The 15,402-nt window shown below is 68.4% G+C and carries 15 protein-coding genes; 10 read left to right on the plus strand and 5 right to left on the minus strand.

The genetic code is table 11. From position 1 onward, the window contains the following. The first annotated feature begins 55 nt into the window (after positions 1-55). Positions 56-2,344: a selenide, water dikinase SelD gene (gene selD / locus AAHB17_RS10435; RefSeq protein ID WP_342130503.1), complete on the plus strand. Its 2,289-nt coding sequence runs from the start codon at positions 56-58 to the stop codon at positions 2,342-2,344. A 12-nt stretch (positions 2,345-2,356) separates the two neighbouring features. Here the strand turns inward: selD and AAHB17_RS10440 are convergent, their stop codons facing one another. Together AAHB17_RS10440 and AAHB17_RS10445 are read right to left on the minus strand one after the other, a co-directional pair. Further along, complete coding sequence (locus AAHB17_RS10440; protein WP_342130504.1) at positions 2,357-3,517, minus strand: HupE/UreJ family protein; 1,161 nt, start codon at positions 3,515-3,517, stop codon at positions 2,357-2,359. A gap of 13 nt (positions 3,518-3,530) precedes the next feature. Continuing rightward, positions 3,531-4,763 (minus strand): hypothetical protein, encoded by a 1,233-nt coding sequence (locus tag AAHB17_RS10445; RefSeq protein ID WP_342130505.1) that lies wholly within the window; start codon positions 4,761-4,763, stop codon positions 3,531-3,533. A gap of 85 nt (positions 4,764-4,848) precedes the next feature. On the opposite strand from AAHB17_RS10445, the gene AAHB17_RS10450 reads away from it, so the two are divergent. From AAHB17_RS10450 to AAHB17_RS10480, 7 genes are all read left to right on the plus strand, one after another. Further along, on the plus strand, positions 4,849-4,989 hold the full coding sequence (locus AAHB17_RS10450) for a hypothetical protein (protein ID WP_342130507.1): 141 nt from the start codon (positions 4,849-4,851) through the stop codon (positions 4,987-4,989). A 347-nt stretch (positions 4,990-5,336) separates the two neighbouring features. Next, a complete protein-coding gene (locus tag AAHB17_RS10455; RefSeq protein ID WP_342130508.1) occupies positions 5,337-6,137 on the plus strand; it encodes an ABC transporter ATP-binding protein in 801 nt (266 codons plus the stop codon). Further along, entirely contained in the window at positions 6,124-8,070 is a 1,947-nt protein-coding gene (locus AAHB17_RS10460) for an AMP-dependent synthetase/ligase (RefSeq protein WP_342130509.1), read from the plus strand. Before AAHB17_RS10455 ends, AAHB17_RS10460 begins: the two co-directional genes overlap by 14 nt. A gap of 3 nt (positions 8,071-8,073) precedes the next feature. Beyond that, positions 8,074-8,961: a branched-chain amino acid ABC transporter permease gene (locus AAHB17_RS10465; RefSeq protein WP_342130510.1), complete on the plus strand. Its 888-nt coding sequence runs from the start codon at positions 8,074-8,076 to the stop codon at positions 8,959-8,961. Between the two features lie 2 nt (positions 8,962-8,963). After that, a complete protein-coding gene (locus tag AAHB17_RS10470) occupies positions 8,964-10,037 on the plus strand; it encodes a branched-chain amino acid ABC transporter permease (RefSeq protein WP_342130511.1) in 1,074 nt (357 codons plus the stop codon). A gap of 11 nt (positions 10,038-10,048) precedes the next feature. After that, complete coding sequence (locus AAHB17_RS10475) at positions 10,049-10,855, plus strand: ABC transporter ATP-binding protein (RefSeq protein ID WP_342130512.1); 807 nt, start codon at positions 10,049-10,051, stop codon at positions 10,853-10,855. 88 nt (positions 10,856-10,943) lie between these two features. Next, complete coding sequence (locus AAHB17_RS10480; protein WP_342130513.1) at positions 10,944-12,191, plus strand: ABC transporter substrate-binding protein; 1,248 nt, start codon at positions 10,944-10,946, stop codon at positions 12,189-12,191. Between the two features lie 60 nt (positions 12,192-12,251). Here AAHB17_RS10480 and AAHB17_RS10485 read toward each other — a convergent pair whose 3' ends face one another. Both AAHB17_RS10485 and rocF read right to left on the minus strand, forming a co-directional pair. After that, positions 12,252-12,758 carry a MarR family winged helix-turn-helix transcriptional regulator gene (locus AAHB17_RS10485; RefSeq protein ID WP_342130514.1) on the minus strand — a complete coding sequence of 169 codons (507 nt, stop codon included), beginning with the start codon at positions 12,756-12,758 and terminating at the stop codon, positions 12,252-12,254. Between the two features lie 106 nt (positions 12,759-12,864). Then, entirely contained in the window at positions 12,865-13,806 is a 942-nt protein-coding gene (rocF, locus tag AAHB17_RS10490; RefSeq protein WP_342130515.1) for an arginase, read from the minus strand. 124 nt (positions 13,807-13,930) lie between these two features. Between rocF and AAHB17_RS10495 the strand changes: the two genes are divergently transcribed. Continuing rightward, on the plus strand, positions 13,931-14,605 hold the full coding sequence (locus AAHB17_RS10495; RefSeq protein ID WP_342130516.1) for a glutathione S-transferase family protein: 675 nt from the start codon (positions 13,931-13,933) through the stop codon (positions 14,603-14,605). 8 nt (positions 14,606-14,613) lie between these two features. Then, positions 14,614-15,099, plus strand: a complete 486-nt coding sequence (locus AAHB17_RS10500; RefSeq protein WP_342130517.1) for a VOC family protein — start codon at positions 14,614-14,616, stop codon at positions 15,097-15,099. A gap of 2 nt (positions 15,100-15,101) precedes the next feature. Here the strand turns inward: AAHB17_RS10500 and AAHB17_RS10505 are convergent, their stop codons facing one another. Then, entirely contained in the window at positions 15,102-15,281 is a 180-nt protein-coding gene (locus tag AAHB17_RS10505; RefSeq protein ID WP_342130518.1) for a hypothetical protein, read from the minus strand. Positions 15,282-15,402 lie beyond the last annotated feature (121 nt).

Below are 15,402 nucleotides of genomic sequence, written 5' to 3' on the forward strand. Positions count from 1 at the left end.
CCCGAGGCGGCGCGGCCAGGCTTGGGACGGCCCGGTGCGGCGACCTGAAAAACAGATGCAATCAACCCAAACACCCGTGCTGCGCGACATCGTCCTGATCGGCGGTGGCCACAGCCACGTCGGCGTCCTGCGCCGCTTCGCCATGCGGCCCGAACCAGGCCTGCGCCTGACCTTGATCTGCAACACCGTGGACACGCCGTATTCGGGCATGCTGCCGGGCCACATCGCCGGGCACTACGGCTTCGACGAGGTCCACATCGACCTGTCGCGCCTGGCCGCGCTGGCGGGCGCGCGTCTGTACGTGGACGAGGTCACCGGGCTGGACCGCGGTGCCCGTCGCGTGCTGTGCCGCGACCGCCCGCCCGTGCCCTACGACCTGTGCAGCATCAACGTCGGATCCACGCCGCAGGTGTCGCGGGTGCCGGGTGCCACCGAACACGCGGTACCGGTCAAGCCCATCCAGGGCTTCAACGCACGCTGGCTGGCTCTGCTGGAGCGCGTGCGCCAACACCCGACGCCGCTGTCCATCGCCCTGGTCGGTGGCGGCGCCGGTGGCGTGGAACTCACGCTGGCCATGCAGCACCGGCTGCGGCAGGAACGCCAGGCGCTGGGCCACGACCCCGACACGCTGCAGTTCCACCTCTTCACCCGCGATGCCACCGTTTTGCCCACCCACAACGCCTGGGTGCGCCGCCGCTTCACGGATGTGCTGGCGCGGCGCGGCGTGGCGCTGCACACCGGCGCCGAGGTGGTGCGCGTCGAGGCGGGCGGCCTGCACACGGCCGATGGCAGCGCCTGGGCGGCCGACGAGATCGTCTGGGTCACGCAGGCCGGCGGTCCCGCCTGGCTGCAAGGCAGTGGCCTCGACCTGGACCGCGATGGCTTCGTGTGTGTCAACGCCCAACTGCAAAGCAGCGACCCCCAGGTGTTCGCGGCCGGCGACGTGGCGTCCTTCACCACACGGCCGCTGGAGAAAGCCGGCGTGTTCGCGGTGCGCATGGGCATGCCGCTGGCCGACAACCTGCGCCGCGCCGCACGCGGCGAGGCCCTCCAGCCTTACCGTCCGCAACGCCACTGGCTGGCCCTGATCAGCACCGGCGACCGCCACGCCGTGGCCTCGCGTGGCCCCTGGGGGTTCGCCGGCGACTGGGTCTGGCGCTGGAAGGACCACATCGACCGCCAGTTCATGCGCCGCTTCAGCGACTTCGGCACCATGCCCGCGCCGCGCGCCAAGGCGCCGGCGCCCCGGCTGGCGCTGTCGCCCGAGGAGTCGCAGCAGGCGATCTCGGCCATCGCCATGCGCTGCGGCGGCTGTGGCGCCAAGGTCGGCGCCACGGTGCTGTCGCGTGCGCTGGGGGCGCTGCGGCCGGTGGAACGCGCCGACGTGCTGATCGGTCTGCACGCGCCCGACGACGCCGCCGTGGTGCGGGTGCCGCCGGGCCAGGCCATGGTGCACACGGTGGACTTCTTCCGCGCCTTCATCGACGACCCCTACCGCTTCGGCCAGGTGGCGGCCAACCATGCGCTGGGCGACATCTTCGCCATGGGCGCCGAACCGCAGACGGCCACCGCCATCGTGACCGTGCCGCCGGGCCTGGAAGCCCAGGTGGAGGACACGCTGTTCCAGATGATGAGCGGGGCGGTCGAGGTGCTCAACGCGGCCGGCTGCGCCCTGGTGGGCGGCCACACCGGCGAAGGCCAGGAGCTGGCGCTGGGTTTTGCCGTCAACGGCCTGATCGACGAAGGCATGCAGGGCGTGTTGCGCAAGGGGGCGCTGCGCCCCGGCGACGTGCTGCTGCTGACCAAGCCCATGGGCACCGGCACGCTGTTCGCGGCCCACGCGAGGGCGGCCGAGCTGCCCGGCTTCCGTGGCCGCTGGGTGCCCGAGGCGTTGCGCCACATGCGCCAGTCCAACCAGGCCGGCGCCCGCGTGCTGCGCGCCCACGGCGCCACCGCCTGCACCGACCTCACCGGCTTCGGCCTGCTGGGCCACCTGGTGGAGATGACAAGGCCCTCGGGCGTGGACGCCGAGCTGGACCTGTCGGCCCTGCCCCTGCTGCCGGGTGCGCTGGAATGTGTGCAGATGGGCGTGGCCAGTTCACTCGCGCCGGCCAACGTGCGCCTGCGCCGCGCCCTGCGCAACCAGGCCGATTGTGTGGACCACCCGCGCTACCCGCTGCTCTTCGACCCCCAGACCGCCGGTGGCCTGCTGGCCGGCGTGCCCGCCGACCAGGCCACCGCCTGCCTCGCGGCCCTGCGCGAAGCCGGCTACGCCCACGCCGCCCTCATCGGCCGCATCACCGCGCAAGGCGACGCGCTGGCGCCGGTGACACTGAACGCCTGATCCCACCCGTTTTCAACCTGCCGCGATGCGCTGCACCGTCCACAGGGCACCCACGATGGCGATGCTCAGGGAACCACCCGCCACGACGATCCAGCGGTAGAAGCGTGTGCGGCGCAGCCACCAGGCCAGCGGCAGGAACACGCCCACGATGGCCAGCTGGCCCAGCTCCACGCCCAGGTTGAAGCCCCCCAGCGCCACGGCCAGCGCGTGTGCCGGCAGGCCCAGATCGAGCAGCACGTTGGCGAAACCAAAGCCGTGGACCAGGCCGAACACAAAAGCCAGGCGCCAGCGCCGCACGGACCACCAGCCCAGCAGGTTGTTGAGCGCGGCCAGCACCACCGAGATGGCGATCACCGGTTCGATGAAACTCGCCGGTGGCTGCACCCACTGCAGCACCGACAGGCCCAGCGTGATCGAGTGCGCGACGGTGAAGGCGGTGACCACGCCCAGCACGTCGAACACGACCGGTCGCGCGCGTGCCCGCGCCGCCCAGTGCGTGAGCCGCTGGCGCGACGGCAACAAGGGCGCCAGCACCAGCAGGCTCAGCAGGAAGAGGATGTGGTCGATGCCGATCCAGATGTGCCACACGCCTTCGACGATGTAGTTGAGCAGCACCGTCCCCACCGGGGCCTGCACCACGCGCAGCGGCGCCTCGGGCCGGTCGGGACTGAGGATGGCGCTGCTCTGCGCGTCGGGCAGGTCGATGCGCAAGAGGCCGCGGTGCAGGTTGTCCTGGTCGAACATCAGGCCATAACGCAGGCGCAGGCCATCGCCGGCCGGGTCGACGCCGGGCGGGCAGCGCAGCCGCCATTCGCTGCTGAGGTACACCCCATCGGCGCGTTCGCTGGCCTGGGTGTCGATGGGTTCCAGCGCGCAGGCGGCCTCGGCGCTGCGCACCACCAGGCCCTGGGCCAGCCAGGCCTCGATGTCGCGGCTTCGCGCCGCCACCTCGCCCCAGCTGACCTGGCCGTCGCGGTTGGCGTCGAGGTCCAGCACCCGGTCGACGTCGCGCAGGTGCAGGTCGGTGCGCAGCACCGGCGCACCATCGCGCTGGGAGAAGCTGAGGTAGGCGTTGCTGCTGGAATGGGCCTGCGCGGCGGTGGCGATCACCCACAGGCCCAGCCAGCACAGCCAGCGCCAGGCATCCGGACGAACACAACGCGGGGATCGCATGGTGGGCCGACCTTCAGGAGCGGCCCAGCGCGGCCTTGAGTTGCTGGGCCAGCGCCGCCAGCGCCGGTTCGGTGTAGCCGGTGCGCGCCATCCACGCCAGCACCGGTTCGGCGGCCTTGGGCTGCTGCAGCTTGAGCGCGGCCTCGGCCAGCAGCACGGCGTCGGGCGGGTCGTTCTGGCTGCGCCAGTTCTCCGCCGCCAAGGCCAGGCCGACCGCCACGTCGTGGCCATGGCGGATGAGGTAGATCAGCTTGGGCCGCTCGATCAGCGCCTCCTGGCGCAGGTCCTGCCCGCTCATGCGCTGCGCCACCTGTTCGGCCAGGCGGGCGGTCTCGCCATCACCCAAGCCCTGGCTGGCCAGCAGCGACTGCACCAGCAGCGCATCGGTCGGGTTGGGGCTGGAGGCCAAGCGCCTGGCGTCGGCAAAACGGCGCTGTGCATTGAGCAGTTCCACCAGCGCCAGGCGCACCGAATGCGCTCGCGGCCGGGCCGCGAGGTGTTGTGTCCAGACGGCGATGGCGCGCTCCGTCTGGCCTGCCGCGCGCAGCGCCTCGCCCTGGTGGAAACGCAGCCAGTCCTGCGACGCCCCGTCCCGGAATTCGGGCAGGGCCGCGACCCGCTCCAGCTGCGCCGCGCCGTCGGCCGCGTGGCCGCTGCGGTAGAGCAGCACGGCGGCACAGGCCTGGCCTTCGCCCGCGCCGAAGCGCTGGCCCAGGGTGTCGCAATCCTGGCGCGCGGCGGCCATGTCGGACAGCAGCAGGTGCAGGGCAAAACGCCAGGACCAGAACTCGGCGCGCTGGCCGTCGAGCGCGATGGCGGCGTTGATGTCGGCCAGGCCACCCTGGAAATCGTGGAAACCCTGTTTGACCAGGCCACGCAGGTAATGCCCCTGCGCCGGCAGGGCGGCCGCGTCCCACCAGGGCAGCAGCGCGGCCTTGGTCGAGCCCAGCCAGCGCAGGTCGCCCTCGGTGAGGCCGATCAGGAAGGTCTCGCGCGCGTAACGCAATGCAAGGGCCATGTCTTTGGGTTCGCGCCGCCAGTCGCGCTCGGCCTCGCGCAGGGCGCTGTTGCCGGCGGCGATGCCATGCGCCGACAGCGGCAGCACCACCTGCGCGGCCTCAGGCGTGAAGCGCTTCTGTGCCCACGCCGGCCCCCAGGACCACAGGACCAGCGCGGCCGGCAACAGCGTGTGGCGCAATACCTGAGCGGAGAAAAGGAGATCGGCCAGGGGCTTCAAAGCTTTCATGGGTCACGTTATCCTGCGCGGGCGCTGTTTGCGGGTTGGCGCATTCTGCGTTTTTTTCCACCCATCCGCTTGAAAGAGGTGACTGATGAAATACCTGCTCGCCGCGATTGCTTCCGCATTCCTGTTGGCGTCCATGCCCTCGATGGCCGCCAGCCACGGAGGCGGCAAGATGGAAGACTGCTCCAAGAAGGAAAACGCCGACAAGGCCGAGTGCAAGAAGAAGTGACACACACCGCCTGAAGGCGGTTCAAAAGGCCCCACCAGGGGCCTTTTTTGTGTCCGGACGGCAGCGGTCCCAACGCAGTTTCGCCCCACTTTAAGCAACCTATTGACACACAAGCTGCTGCACCGCAGCAAACACCGGTTCACAAAGTGCCCACCCAAGCCGCAACTGATCTGTAGGGAAATCCATGATGGAAATGCCCTGACACATGCTTGTATCGTTTGACAATTGGCCCTCTAATAAGCCACATATTGTCATAACAAGCCACCCAGACTTGTCGCGGTGGACGCTGGCACACCGGAGATTCGGTGCAGGTTGATCGGGCGCAGTTTGATCAAGGAGATCTCAGGGTGACAGCAGCAAGCACGGATGAGCGCCCCCGGGTGCTCGAATGCCGCGGGGTGGAGCGGCGCTTCGGCGGCCTGGTGGCCGTGACCGGCGTCGACATGCACGTCGCCCAGGGCGAGATTTTTGGCCTGGTCGGCCCCAATGGCAGCGGCAAGACCACCATGACCAACGCCATCACCGGTTTCTTTCCGCCGCAGAAGGGGCGGATCCTGCTCAACGGCGAAGACATCACCGGCCTGGCGCCCCACAAGGTGGCCCGCCGGGGCGTGGCCCGCACCTTCCAGAACCTGGCACTGTTCAACGGCATGACGGTGCTCGACAACATCCTGCTGGGCCGCCACGTGCACATGAAGCCCAGCGTGTGGCGCACCGCGCTCTACCCCTGGCTGGCCCGGCCGCAGGAGATCGCCCACCGCGAGGTGGTGGAAGAGGTGATCGACTTCATGCAGCTCGAGGGCGTGCGCGACGAGCCGGTGGACGCGATTCCGCTGGGCCTGAAAAAGCGCGTGGAGCTGGCACGCGCGCTGGTGGCCGAGCCCAGCTTCCTGGTGCTGGACGAGCCCATGGCCGGCATGAACCAGGAGGAAAAGGAGTACATGGCGCGCTTCATCCTCGACGCCCGCGAGGAACGGGGCGTGACGGTGATGCTGATCGAACACCACATGGACATCATCACCGGCATCTGCGACCGCATGATGGTGCTGAGCTACGGCGAGGTGATCGACACCGGCATACCCAAAGACGTGATCGCCGACCCGCGCGTGATCAAGGCCTACCTGGGAGGTGCCCATGCCGTCCAGTGAGCGCCGCGCCGGCCGCCGGTCCGACACCTGGGACCTGAACCCCCGCACCACCCTGCCCCGCCTGCTGGCGGCCAACGCCCGCGTGCTGCCACAGGGCGTGGCCTTCCGCGAAAAGGACCGCGGCATCTGGCAGGAAACCACCTGGCAGACCGCCCAAGACAAGGCCCTGCGCTGCGCCGCCGGCCTGCAGGCTCTGGGCCTTCACAAGGGCCAGACCGTGCTGGTGCTGGGCGACAACCGGCCCCACCTGTACCTGGGCATGCTGGCCGTGGGCATGCTGGGCGGCTACGCCACGCCGGTCTACCCGGACGCGACGCCGGAAGAAATCCTGCACGTGGTCAACAGCGTGCAGGTGCAGTTCGTGCTGGCCGAGGACCAGGAGCAGGTGGACAAGGCACTGGACCTGCGCGAGCGCGGCGCGCCGCTGGAACACATCGTCTACGACAACCCACGTGGCCTGTCGCGCTACAAAGCGCCCGGCCTGGTGTCGTGGGCGGCGCTGCAGACCGAGGGCGCGGCACGCCTGAACACATCGCCCCAGCTGGGCCAGCAGCTGATCGAGGGAGCCCAGCCCGACGACCCGGCCGTGCTGATCCATTCTTCTGGCACCACCGGCAAGCCCAAGGGTGTCGCGCTGTCGCATTTCAACGTGTTGTCGGGCGTGGCCAATGCCTTCCAGGCCGAGTCCTTCGACTTCGGCGAAAACATCCTGGCCTACCTGCCCATGGCCTGGGTGGGCGACTTCGCGATCACCATGGGCGCCGGCGTCGGCCTGCACTTCAGCATCCACATCCCCGAGCGGCCCGAGACGGTGCTGCACAACCTGCGCGAGATCGCGCCCACCTACTACCTGGCCGCGCCGCGCAGCTGGGACAACCTGCTGACCCAGGTGCAGGTGCGCATGGAAGACTCGACCTGGCTGAAGAAAAAGCTCTACGACTTCTTCATGTCCCTGGCCATCGCGTCCGAGAAACGCAAGCTCGCGGGACAGCCACCCACCCCGCAACAGAAACTGCTGCGCCCGCTGGGCGAGTGGCTGGTGACCGGCCCGATCAAGGACCAGCTCGGCATGAGCCGGCTGCGCAACGCCTTCACCGGCGGCGAGGCGATCGGCGAGGACACCTTCGTCTTCTACCGCGCCCTGGGCGTGCGCCTGCGCCAACTCTACGGCCAGACCGAGAGCAGCGCCTTCAACGCCATGCAGGCCCCCGACGAGGTGCGCCTGCACACCGTGGGCCGGCCGCTGCCCGGCGTGGAGGTGAAGATCAGCGACGGCGGCGAGATCCTGATCCGCTCGGGCAGCGTGTTCGCCGGCTACCACCAGAACGAGGCCGCCACGCGCGACACGCTGGAGGACGGCTGGCTGCACACGGGCGACGCCGGCTACCTGGAGGCCGACGGCCAGCTGGTGGTGCTGGGCCGGCTGTCCGAGGTGGTCCACACCGCAAACAACGAGCGCTACATCCCCAACTACATCGAGAACCGCCTCAAGTTCAGCCCCTTCGTCAAAGACGTGGCCGTGCTGGGCAAGGGGCGTGAGACGCTGGCGGCCATCGTCTGCATCGACAAGGAACCGGTGGGCCACTGGGCCGAGGTGCGTGGCATCTCCTACATCTCCTACGCCGACCTGTCGCAAAAACCCGAGGTCATCGCCTTGCTGGCCGACGCGGTGCGCCACGTCAACACCCTGTTGCCCGAGGGCCTGCGGCTGCGCCACTTCGTGAGCCTGCACAAGGAGTTCGACGCCGACGACGGCGAGATCACCCGCACCCGCAAGCTGCGCCGCAACGTGGTGGAAGAGCGCTACGCGCCCATCATCGACGCCATCTACGGTGGCCAGACGCAGGTCAGCATGCGCGCGCAGATCACCTACGAGACCGGCGAGGTTGGTGTCACCGAACGCCTGTTGACCGTCAAGGCGGTGGGAGCCTGATCCATGGACCTGATGTACTTCCTCGAACTGGCGGTCAACGGCGGTCTGGCCGGCCTGATGTACGCGCTGGTGGCCATGGGCATCGTGCTCATTTACAAGTCGTCCTCGGTGCCCAACCTGGCGCAGGGCGGCCTGACCATGCTGGGCGCCTACATGGTGCTGGCCTTCGCCAACGGCCTGGGCCTGTCCATGTGGTTCGCCATCCCGCTGGCCATGGCCACCATGTTCCTGGCCGGTGTCAGCATCGAGCGCGTGGCGCTGCGCCGGCTCGCCGGCCGCCCCATCGTGATGATCCTCATGATGACCCTGGGGCTGGACATCTTCATCCGCGCCACCACCATGACGATCTGGGGCGGCAGCGGCCGGCCCATGCAGCTGGGCATCAGCGACGAGCCGCTGTTCCTGGGCCCGCTGCTGCTCAACCGCGCCTACGTGATCGGCGCCGCCGTGTCGCTGGTGCTGTTCGTCGCCTTCATGCTGTTCTTCCGCACGCGGCGCGGCGTGGTGCTGCGCGCCATCGCCGACGACTACACCGCGTCGTGGTCGGTGGGCATCTCTGTGGAACGTGGCGTGGCCCTGTCCTGGGCCTTGTCCTCGGTGGTGGCCACCACGGCCGGCGTGTTGTGGGGCTCGGTGCAGACGGTGGACCAGACCCTGGCCATGCTGCTGCTCAAGGGCATCACCGTGGGCGTGCTCGGCGGACTGGACAGCCTGGGCGGCGCCATCCTGGCCGGCCTGCTGCTGGGCATGCTGGAGAGCGTGGCCTCGGGCTACCTCGACCCGCTGCTGGGCGGCGGCACCCGCGAGCTGGTGGTGGCGGCGGTGCTGATCCTGACCATCATGGTCCGTCCGCACGGACTCTTCGGTCGCCACGACATCGAAAGGATCTAGCGATGCTGTACCGCCAAGCCGGCATCTTCCACACGAACTACGCGAGCGACCGCGCGCTGTTCAACATTCCCTTCGAGCGCCGCGCCATCGTCGCCGTGCTGCTGCTGGCCCTGGCCGCGCCCTGGCTGGTCAGCTCGCTGGTGCTGACCAGCTACCTCAAGCCCTGGCTGATCTGGACCGCCGCCGTGCTGGGCCTGAACCTCATCCTGGGCTGGGCCGGGCAGTTCCATTTCGGCTACGCGGCCATCATGGGCATCGGCGCCTACGCCTCGGTGCACGCCACGCGCCATGGTGTGCCCTGGGAGATCGCGGTGGTGCTGGGCGGCGTGACCGCCGCGGTGGTGGGCGTGGTCTTTGCCTTCGCCGCGCTGCGGGTCAAGGGCCTGTACCTGGCGCTGTCCACCCTGGCCATGCAGTTCGTCATGGACTGGGTCATCTCGCACGTGCCGGCCATCAGCGGCGGTGTGTCGGCCACGCTGCAGGCGCCGCCCATGAAGCTGCTGGGCCAGGCCGTGACGTCCGAAGCCGGCGTCTACTATGTGGTCCTGGCCTGGGTGATTTTTGTCACAGTTTTCATGCTCAACCTGCGCCGCACCGCGCTGGGCCGGGCGCTGGTGGCCGTGCGCGAAAAGGACTTCGCGGCCGCCGTCATCGGCGTGCAGAGCTTCTATTTCAAGCTGGTGGCCTTCGCCACCTCGGCCTTCATCGGCGGCGTCAGCGGGGCCATGCTGATCTTCGGGTTCTACAAGGCGGTCACACCCGAGCAGTTCGCGGTCAACGTGTCCATCGAGCTGCTGGCCATGGTCATCGTCGGTGGCCTGGGCAGCATCATCGGCAGCTTCTTCGGCACCGCCTTCATCCTGCTGCTGCCCGGCCAGATGAACAGCCTCGTGGCCTGGCTGGCCAAACTGTTCGGCCTGGACATCGGTGTCGAGACCCTGGCCCACATCCCCCACATGGTCTATGGCGCCACCATCATCGCGGTGCTGCTGATCGAACCCATGGGCCTGGGCAAGATGTACGGCAACGTGCGCAACTACCTGCTGGTCTGGCCCTTCGGCTACGCGCGCAAGTGAGGCACGACCACATGAACGCCACCCGTCCCATCCTCACCCTCAACAACATCGAGGTCATCTACGACCGCGTCGCTCTGGCCATCAAGGGGGTGTCGGTGCAGGTGCCCCAGGGCGGCATGGTGGCCCTGCTGGGCGCCAACGGCGCGGGCAAGAGCACCACGCTCAAGTCCATCAGCGGACTGCTGTTGCCCGAGCGCGGCGAGGTCACGCGCGGGGACATCCGCTTCATGGACCAGGACATCGCGGGCCTGGCGCCACAGGCGCGCGTGCGGCTGGGCATCGTGCAGGTGCTTGAAGGGCGGCGCGTGTTCGAACACCTCACACCCGACGAGAACCTGGTGGCCGCCTCGGCCGTGGCGGGCGGCTCACGCACGGACATGAACCGCAACCGCGACATGGTGTACGCCTACTTCCCGCGCCTGCACCAGCGGCGCACGGCGCAGTCCGGTTTTTTGTCGGGCGGCGAACAGCAGATGCTGGCCATTGGCCGCGCCCTCATGACGCAGCCAAAGCTGCTGATGCTCGACGAACCCAGCCTGGGCCTGGCCCCTTTCCTGGTGGCCGAGATCTTCGACATCGTCAAGCGCATCAACCAGCAGGAGGGCCTGTCGGTGCTGCTGGTCGAGCAGAACGCGATCGCCGCGCTCGAGGTTGTCTCGCACGGCTACCTGCTGGAAAACGGCCGCATCGTCATGCACGACAGCGCCGAGGCCATGAAGCAGAACCCGGACATCCAGGAGTTCTACCTGGGCGGTTCGGAAGGTAAGAATTTCCACGACATCAAACACTACAGCCGGCGCAAGCGCTGGCTGAGCTGACCACCATGGCGTGAGGAAAACACGTTCCGGGCATGCGCGTACTTGGTGCCCAGGGAACGGCTGTTCAAGCGTACGCAGGAGACTTTCGATGAAACGTGCATTGCTATCCACCTTGTCGGGCCTGGTCCTGATGCTGGGCGGGCAGTCCGCCATGGCGCAGCAGGCGCCCGTCAAGTTCGGCCTGTGCTACGACCTGAGCAAGGCCTACACCTTCGTCACGCCACAGATCGTGCAGGCGGTGAAGGACTACGCCGACATCCTCAACGCCCGGGGCGGCCTGGAGGGCAGCCCGATCGAGATCGTGGCCCAGGACCATGGCAACGAACCCCAGCGTGGCATCGAGTGCTACGAAAAACTCAAGCGCGAAGGCGTGATGATCTTCGACACCCTGTCAACCCCGGTGTCGCGCGCCGTGCTGCCGCGTGCCATGGCCGACGGCAACATCATGCTGCAGTCCTTCGTCGGCCGGGGCGACGCCATCGACGGCGACGTGTTCAAGTGGATCTTCCCCATCGGCCCGACCTACTGGGGCCAGATGGCGAACAACATCCAGTACATCAAGAACCAGAACAAGGGCAGCCTCAAGGGCGTGAAGGTCGGCTTCATCTACCCCGACTACGCCTTCGGCCAGGAACCCATCCCCATCCTGAAGACGCTGGCCGACAAGGAAGGCTTCGAACTCAGCCTCTTCCCCAACCCCATGCCCGGGCGCGACCAGGCGGCGGTGTGGACCCAGATCCGCCGCTTCAACCCCGACTGGGTGATCACCTGGAACCTGTCGGCCATGCACGTGGTGGCCGCGCGCGAGATGAAGCGCAACGGCATCGCCATGGACAAGCTGATCAGCGTGAACTGGTTCAACGAGGTCGACATCGCCAACATCGGCGCCGCCGAGGCCAAGGGCATGAAACGCGGCACCAACGTGGCCGGTGGCCAGGACCACGCGCTGATCAAGCAGATCACCACCGAGCTGTACGACAAGGGCAAGGGCAACGGTGAACGCAAGAACCTGCAGGACGTGTACTACAACACCGGCCTGGCCATGTACTCGGTGGCCTTCGAGGGCGTGCGCGCGGCGATCAAGGCCGGCGGCCGTCCGCTCACGCCCGCCAAGGTCAAGACCGGCCTGGAAAGCCTGCGCAACTTCGACGCCAACGGCCTGCTCGCGCCCGTGACCGTGACCGCGCAGGACCACGGCGGTGGCGGCAAGACCCGCATCGAGATGTGGGACGGCGCCAAGTGGGTGCCCCAGTCCGACTGGATCTCGGCCTACAACGACGTCGTGATGGAGGTCGTGAAAAAGGAATCGGCCGAATTCGCCAAGACGAACAAGTAAGCGCCCGCGCCGCACGAGGCGGTTCGCGCTCCGGTGATTCCGGCGCGCGGACCACCTTCGTCAATCCGCCAGCGGATCGATGTCGCTCTCGCCGTCGCCGCCCTCGTCCAGCGCCTGCATGTTGTCCAGGATCTTGAGCAGGTAGTGCACGGTGTGCACGATGTCGTTGGTGGAGAAGTCCTTCAGTGCCAGGTCGTAGTAGCCGCGGATCTTGGGCAGGGCAAAGTGCTGCCACACCCGGCGCCCGTTGTCCGTCATCTGGATGAGGCGGGAACGGCGGTCGGCCGGGTCGGCCGCGCTGACCAGGTGTCCGGCGCGCTCCAGGCGCCCGATCACGCCCGAAAGGTTCTGGCGGCTGACCATGAGGTAGCGGGCCAGGTCGCCCAGTTTCATGCCGCCGTCGACCTGGGGCCGCGACAAGGCCCCCAGCACCGCCCACTGCTGCGTGGTCAGGCCTTCTTCCTCGATCGCCCTGGAACCCGTCTTGTGCAGCATGTTGGCGCATTGGTACAGACGGAAGAAAAGCCGGTTGGCCAGCTCCGTGCGCATTTCATGGGCTTGATCCATGGTTGCTTCCTTGTTGTTCACACGACACGCGCCAACCGCCACGGCGGGCAGGGCCTTCAGAACGTATGACGATCGACGCGACCCCTTGTAGATCGTCAACATGTTCTCAACGCGGCAAGCGCATCAGCGTGCTCTTGCCGAACAGCGACTCGACCAGGTCCACCGCGAGCTCGGCGGTCTTGTTGCGCACGTCCAGCGCGGGGTTGAGCTCAACGATGTCCAGCGAGGCCAGGCGGCCGCTGTCGGCGATCATCTCCATGCACAGCTGGGCCTCGCGGTAGCTGGGGCCACCGGGCACGGTGGTGGCCACGCCGGGCGCGATCTCGGGGTCGAGGAAGTCGACGTCGAAGCTCACGTGCAGGTGGGTGTTGGCGTCCATGCCGTCCAGCGCGCGCTCCATGGTTCGGCGCATGCCTTCCTCGTCGATGAAGCGCATGTCGAACACTTCCAGCCCCTGCTCGTGCACCAGGCGCTTTTCACCCGCGTCCACGCTGCGAATGCCGATCTGGCGGATCTGGTCCGGCCGCAGGGCCGGCGTGTGGCCACCGATGCCGGTCAGCCCGGCCGGCCCCAGGCCGCACAGACAGGCCACCGGCATGCCGTGCACGTTGCCGCTGGGCGTGAGGGTGCTGGTGTTGAAGTCGGCATGGGCATCGAGCCACAACACGCGCAGCTGCCGGCCCTGCTCGCGGCAGTGGCGGGCCACGGCGGCGATGCTGCCCACGCCCAGGCAGTGGTCGCCCCCGAGCAGGATGGGCAGGTGCCCGCCGCGCAGCGCGCCGTACACGGCGTCGAACACAGCCTGGTTCCAGGCCACCACCTCGGGCAGGTGGCGGTAGCCATCGACCGGGGGTTGCCACGGGTTGGTCGGGCCGGCCAGGTTGCCGCCGTCCAGCACCCGCAGGCCATGGGTCTCCAGCGCCGCCCGCAGGCCGGCCACGCGCAGGGCCTCGGGCCCCATGGACGCGCCACGCGCGCCGGCGCCGATGTCGGTGGGGGCGCCGATCAGCGCGGCGGTGGTGACGGCGGGAAGGAGCTCGGTGTTCATGGCCAAAAGCATAGCGGTCTTTGTGCCCGCCCGGGCAGGCCGGAACGGCCAGTGCCCGGCGACGTTGCACGGGGCCGCACAGCGGCCTACACTGCCAGCCCGCCCCCCGCAGGAGACACCGACCATGAAGCTGTACTTCCACCCGGCCTCGACCACCAGCCGTGTCGTCCAGATGTTCGCCACCGACCAGGGCATCGCGCTGGACTACCAGGTGGTGGACCTGTTCACCGGCGAACACATGCAGGCGCCGTTCGCCGCCATCAACCCCAACTGCCTGGTGCCGGTGCTGGAAGACGGCGGCTTCCGCCTCACCGAGTGCTCGGCCATCGTCAAGTACCTGGCCGACCAGGCCGGCTCGCCCGCCTACCCCCGGGACCTGCAGGCGCGCGCCCGCGTCAACGAAATGATGGACTGGTTCAACGCCAACATCTACAAGGACCTCGGCTACGGCCTGATCTACCCGCAGATTTTCCCCGGCCACAAGCGGCCTGGCGACGCGGTACAGGCGGGCACCCTGGCCTGGGCCAGGGACAAGAGCGGTATCTGGCTCAAGACCCTGGACACCCACCTGATCGGGCCGGACAAGGCCTACCTCTGCGGCAACAGCATCAGCCTGGCCGACTACCTGGGCGCCGAGATGATCGCCCTGCTGGGCATGATCGGCTCCGACCTCGCCGCCTACCCCAACATCCGGCGCTGGATGGGCCACATGATGGCGCTCAAGTCCTGGGCGCCGGTGCACGGGGTCATCAACGGCTTCGCGGCCTCGCTCAAGGGCCAGACCTTCGTCACGGTGTGAGGCCGGCCATGATCCACGGCCTGCACCACAACGCCTACCGCTGCCGCGACTCGGAAGCCACGCGGCGCTTCTACGAGGATTTCCTGGGCCTGCCGCTGGCCGGCACGCTGGAGATCGGCGAGACCAAGAGCGGGCGCAAGACCGACACCCTGCACACCTTCTACCGCCTGGGCGACGGTTCCTTCCTGGCCTTCTTCGAGGCGCCGGACATGCCCTTCGACTTCAAGGTCCAGCACGACTTCGACCTGCACATCGCGCTGCGGGTGGACGCCGACACGCTGCAGCGCATGTTCGAACTGGGGCGGGCGCAGGGCATCGAGACCCGCGGCATCTCGGACCACGGCTTCATCCACTCGATCTACTTCCGCGACCCCAACGGCTACGTGATCGAGCTGACCACCCCACTGCCCGGGCACGACCAGGCCATGGACCCGGCACGCAACGGCGCGCGGGCCAAGCTCGACCGCTGGACGGCGGCCAAGGCCGGCGCCTGAACTCAGGCGGTCAGCGCGGTGCTCGGCGAGCTGGCCTGGGTGCCCATGACGTTGGCGCCGATCTGCTCGTAGAGCGACTGCGCCAGCTTGGCGATCTCCTGGTTGAAGCCGCTGCCCGTGTCGTCCTGCGCCGACTGGGCCAGCTCCTTCAAGGCACCGGCCAGGCGCTCCATCTCGGACACCGTGCCGTCCTGGTTGATGTTCAGCGCGTCGTAGCCGCTGCTCTCCGACGACGACGACGCGGTTGCGCCGCAACCGCGCCCAGGGTGGCCTGCGCGCCGAGCTGACCCTGCCGCTGGCCGC

Origin of the sequence: Hydrogenophaga sp. OTU3427 (assembly GCF_038440225.1) — a bacterium.
Classification (GTDB): domain Bacteria; phylum Pseudomonadota; class Gammaproteobacteria; order Burkholderiales; family Burkholderiaceae_C; genus Hydrogenophaga.

Bases quoted from the DNA above. Each gene is read 5' to 3' on its own strand.
- selD (WP_342130503.1), top strand. From the start codon at position 56: ATGCAATCAACCCAAACACCCGTGCTGCGCGACATCGTCCTGATCGGC.
- AAHB17_RS10440 (WP_342130504.1), bottom strand. From the start codon at position 3,517: ATGCGATCCCCGCGTTGTGTTCGTCCGGATGCCTGGCGCTGGCTGTGC.
- AAHB17_RS10445 (WP_342130505.1), bottom strand. From the start codon at position 4,763: ATGAAAGCTTTGAAGCCCCTGGCCGATCTCCTTTTCTCCGCTCAGGTA.
- AAHB17_RS10450 (WP_342130507.1), top strand. From the start codon at position 4,849: ATGAAATACCTGCTCGCCGCGATTGCTTCCGCATTCCTGTTGGCGTCC.
- AAHB17_RS10460 (WP_342130509.1), top strand. From the start codon at position 6,124: ATGCCGTCCAGTGAGCGCCGCGCCGGCCGCCGGTCCGACACCTGGGAC.
- AAHB17_RS10465 (WP_342130510.1), top strand. From the start codon at position 8,074: ATGGACCTGATGTACTTCCTCGAACTGGCGGTCAACGGCGGTCTGGCC.
- AAHB17_RS10470 (WP_342130511.1), top strand. From the start codon at position 8,964: ATGCTGTACCGCCAAGCCGGCATCTTCCACACGAACTACGCGAGCGAC.
- AAHB17_RS10475 (WP_342130512.1), top strand. From the start codon at position 10,049: ATGAACGCCACCCGTCCCATCCTCACCCTCAACAACATCGAGGTCATC.
- AAHB17_RS10480 (WP_342130513.1), top strand. From the start codon at position 10,944: ATGAAACGTGCATTGCTATCCACCTTGTCGGGCCTGGTCCTGATGCTG.
- AAHB17_RS10485 (WP_342130514.1), bottom strand. From the start codon at position 12,758: ATGGATCAAGCCCATGAAATGCGCACGGAGCTGGCCAACCGGCTTTTC.
- rocF (WP_342130515.1), bottom strand. From the start codon at position 13,806: ATGAACACCGAGCTCCTTCCCGCCGTCACCACCGCCGCGCTGATCGGC.
- AAHB17_RS10495 (WP_342130516.1), top strand. From the start codon at position 13,931: ATGAAGCTGTACTTCCACCCGGCCTCGACCACCAGCCGTGTCGTCCAG.
- AAHB17_RS10500 (WP_342130517.1), top strand. From the start codon at position 14,614: ATGATCCACGGCCTGCACCACAACGCCTACCGCTGCCGCGACTCGGAA.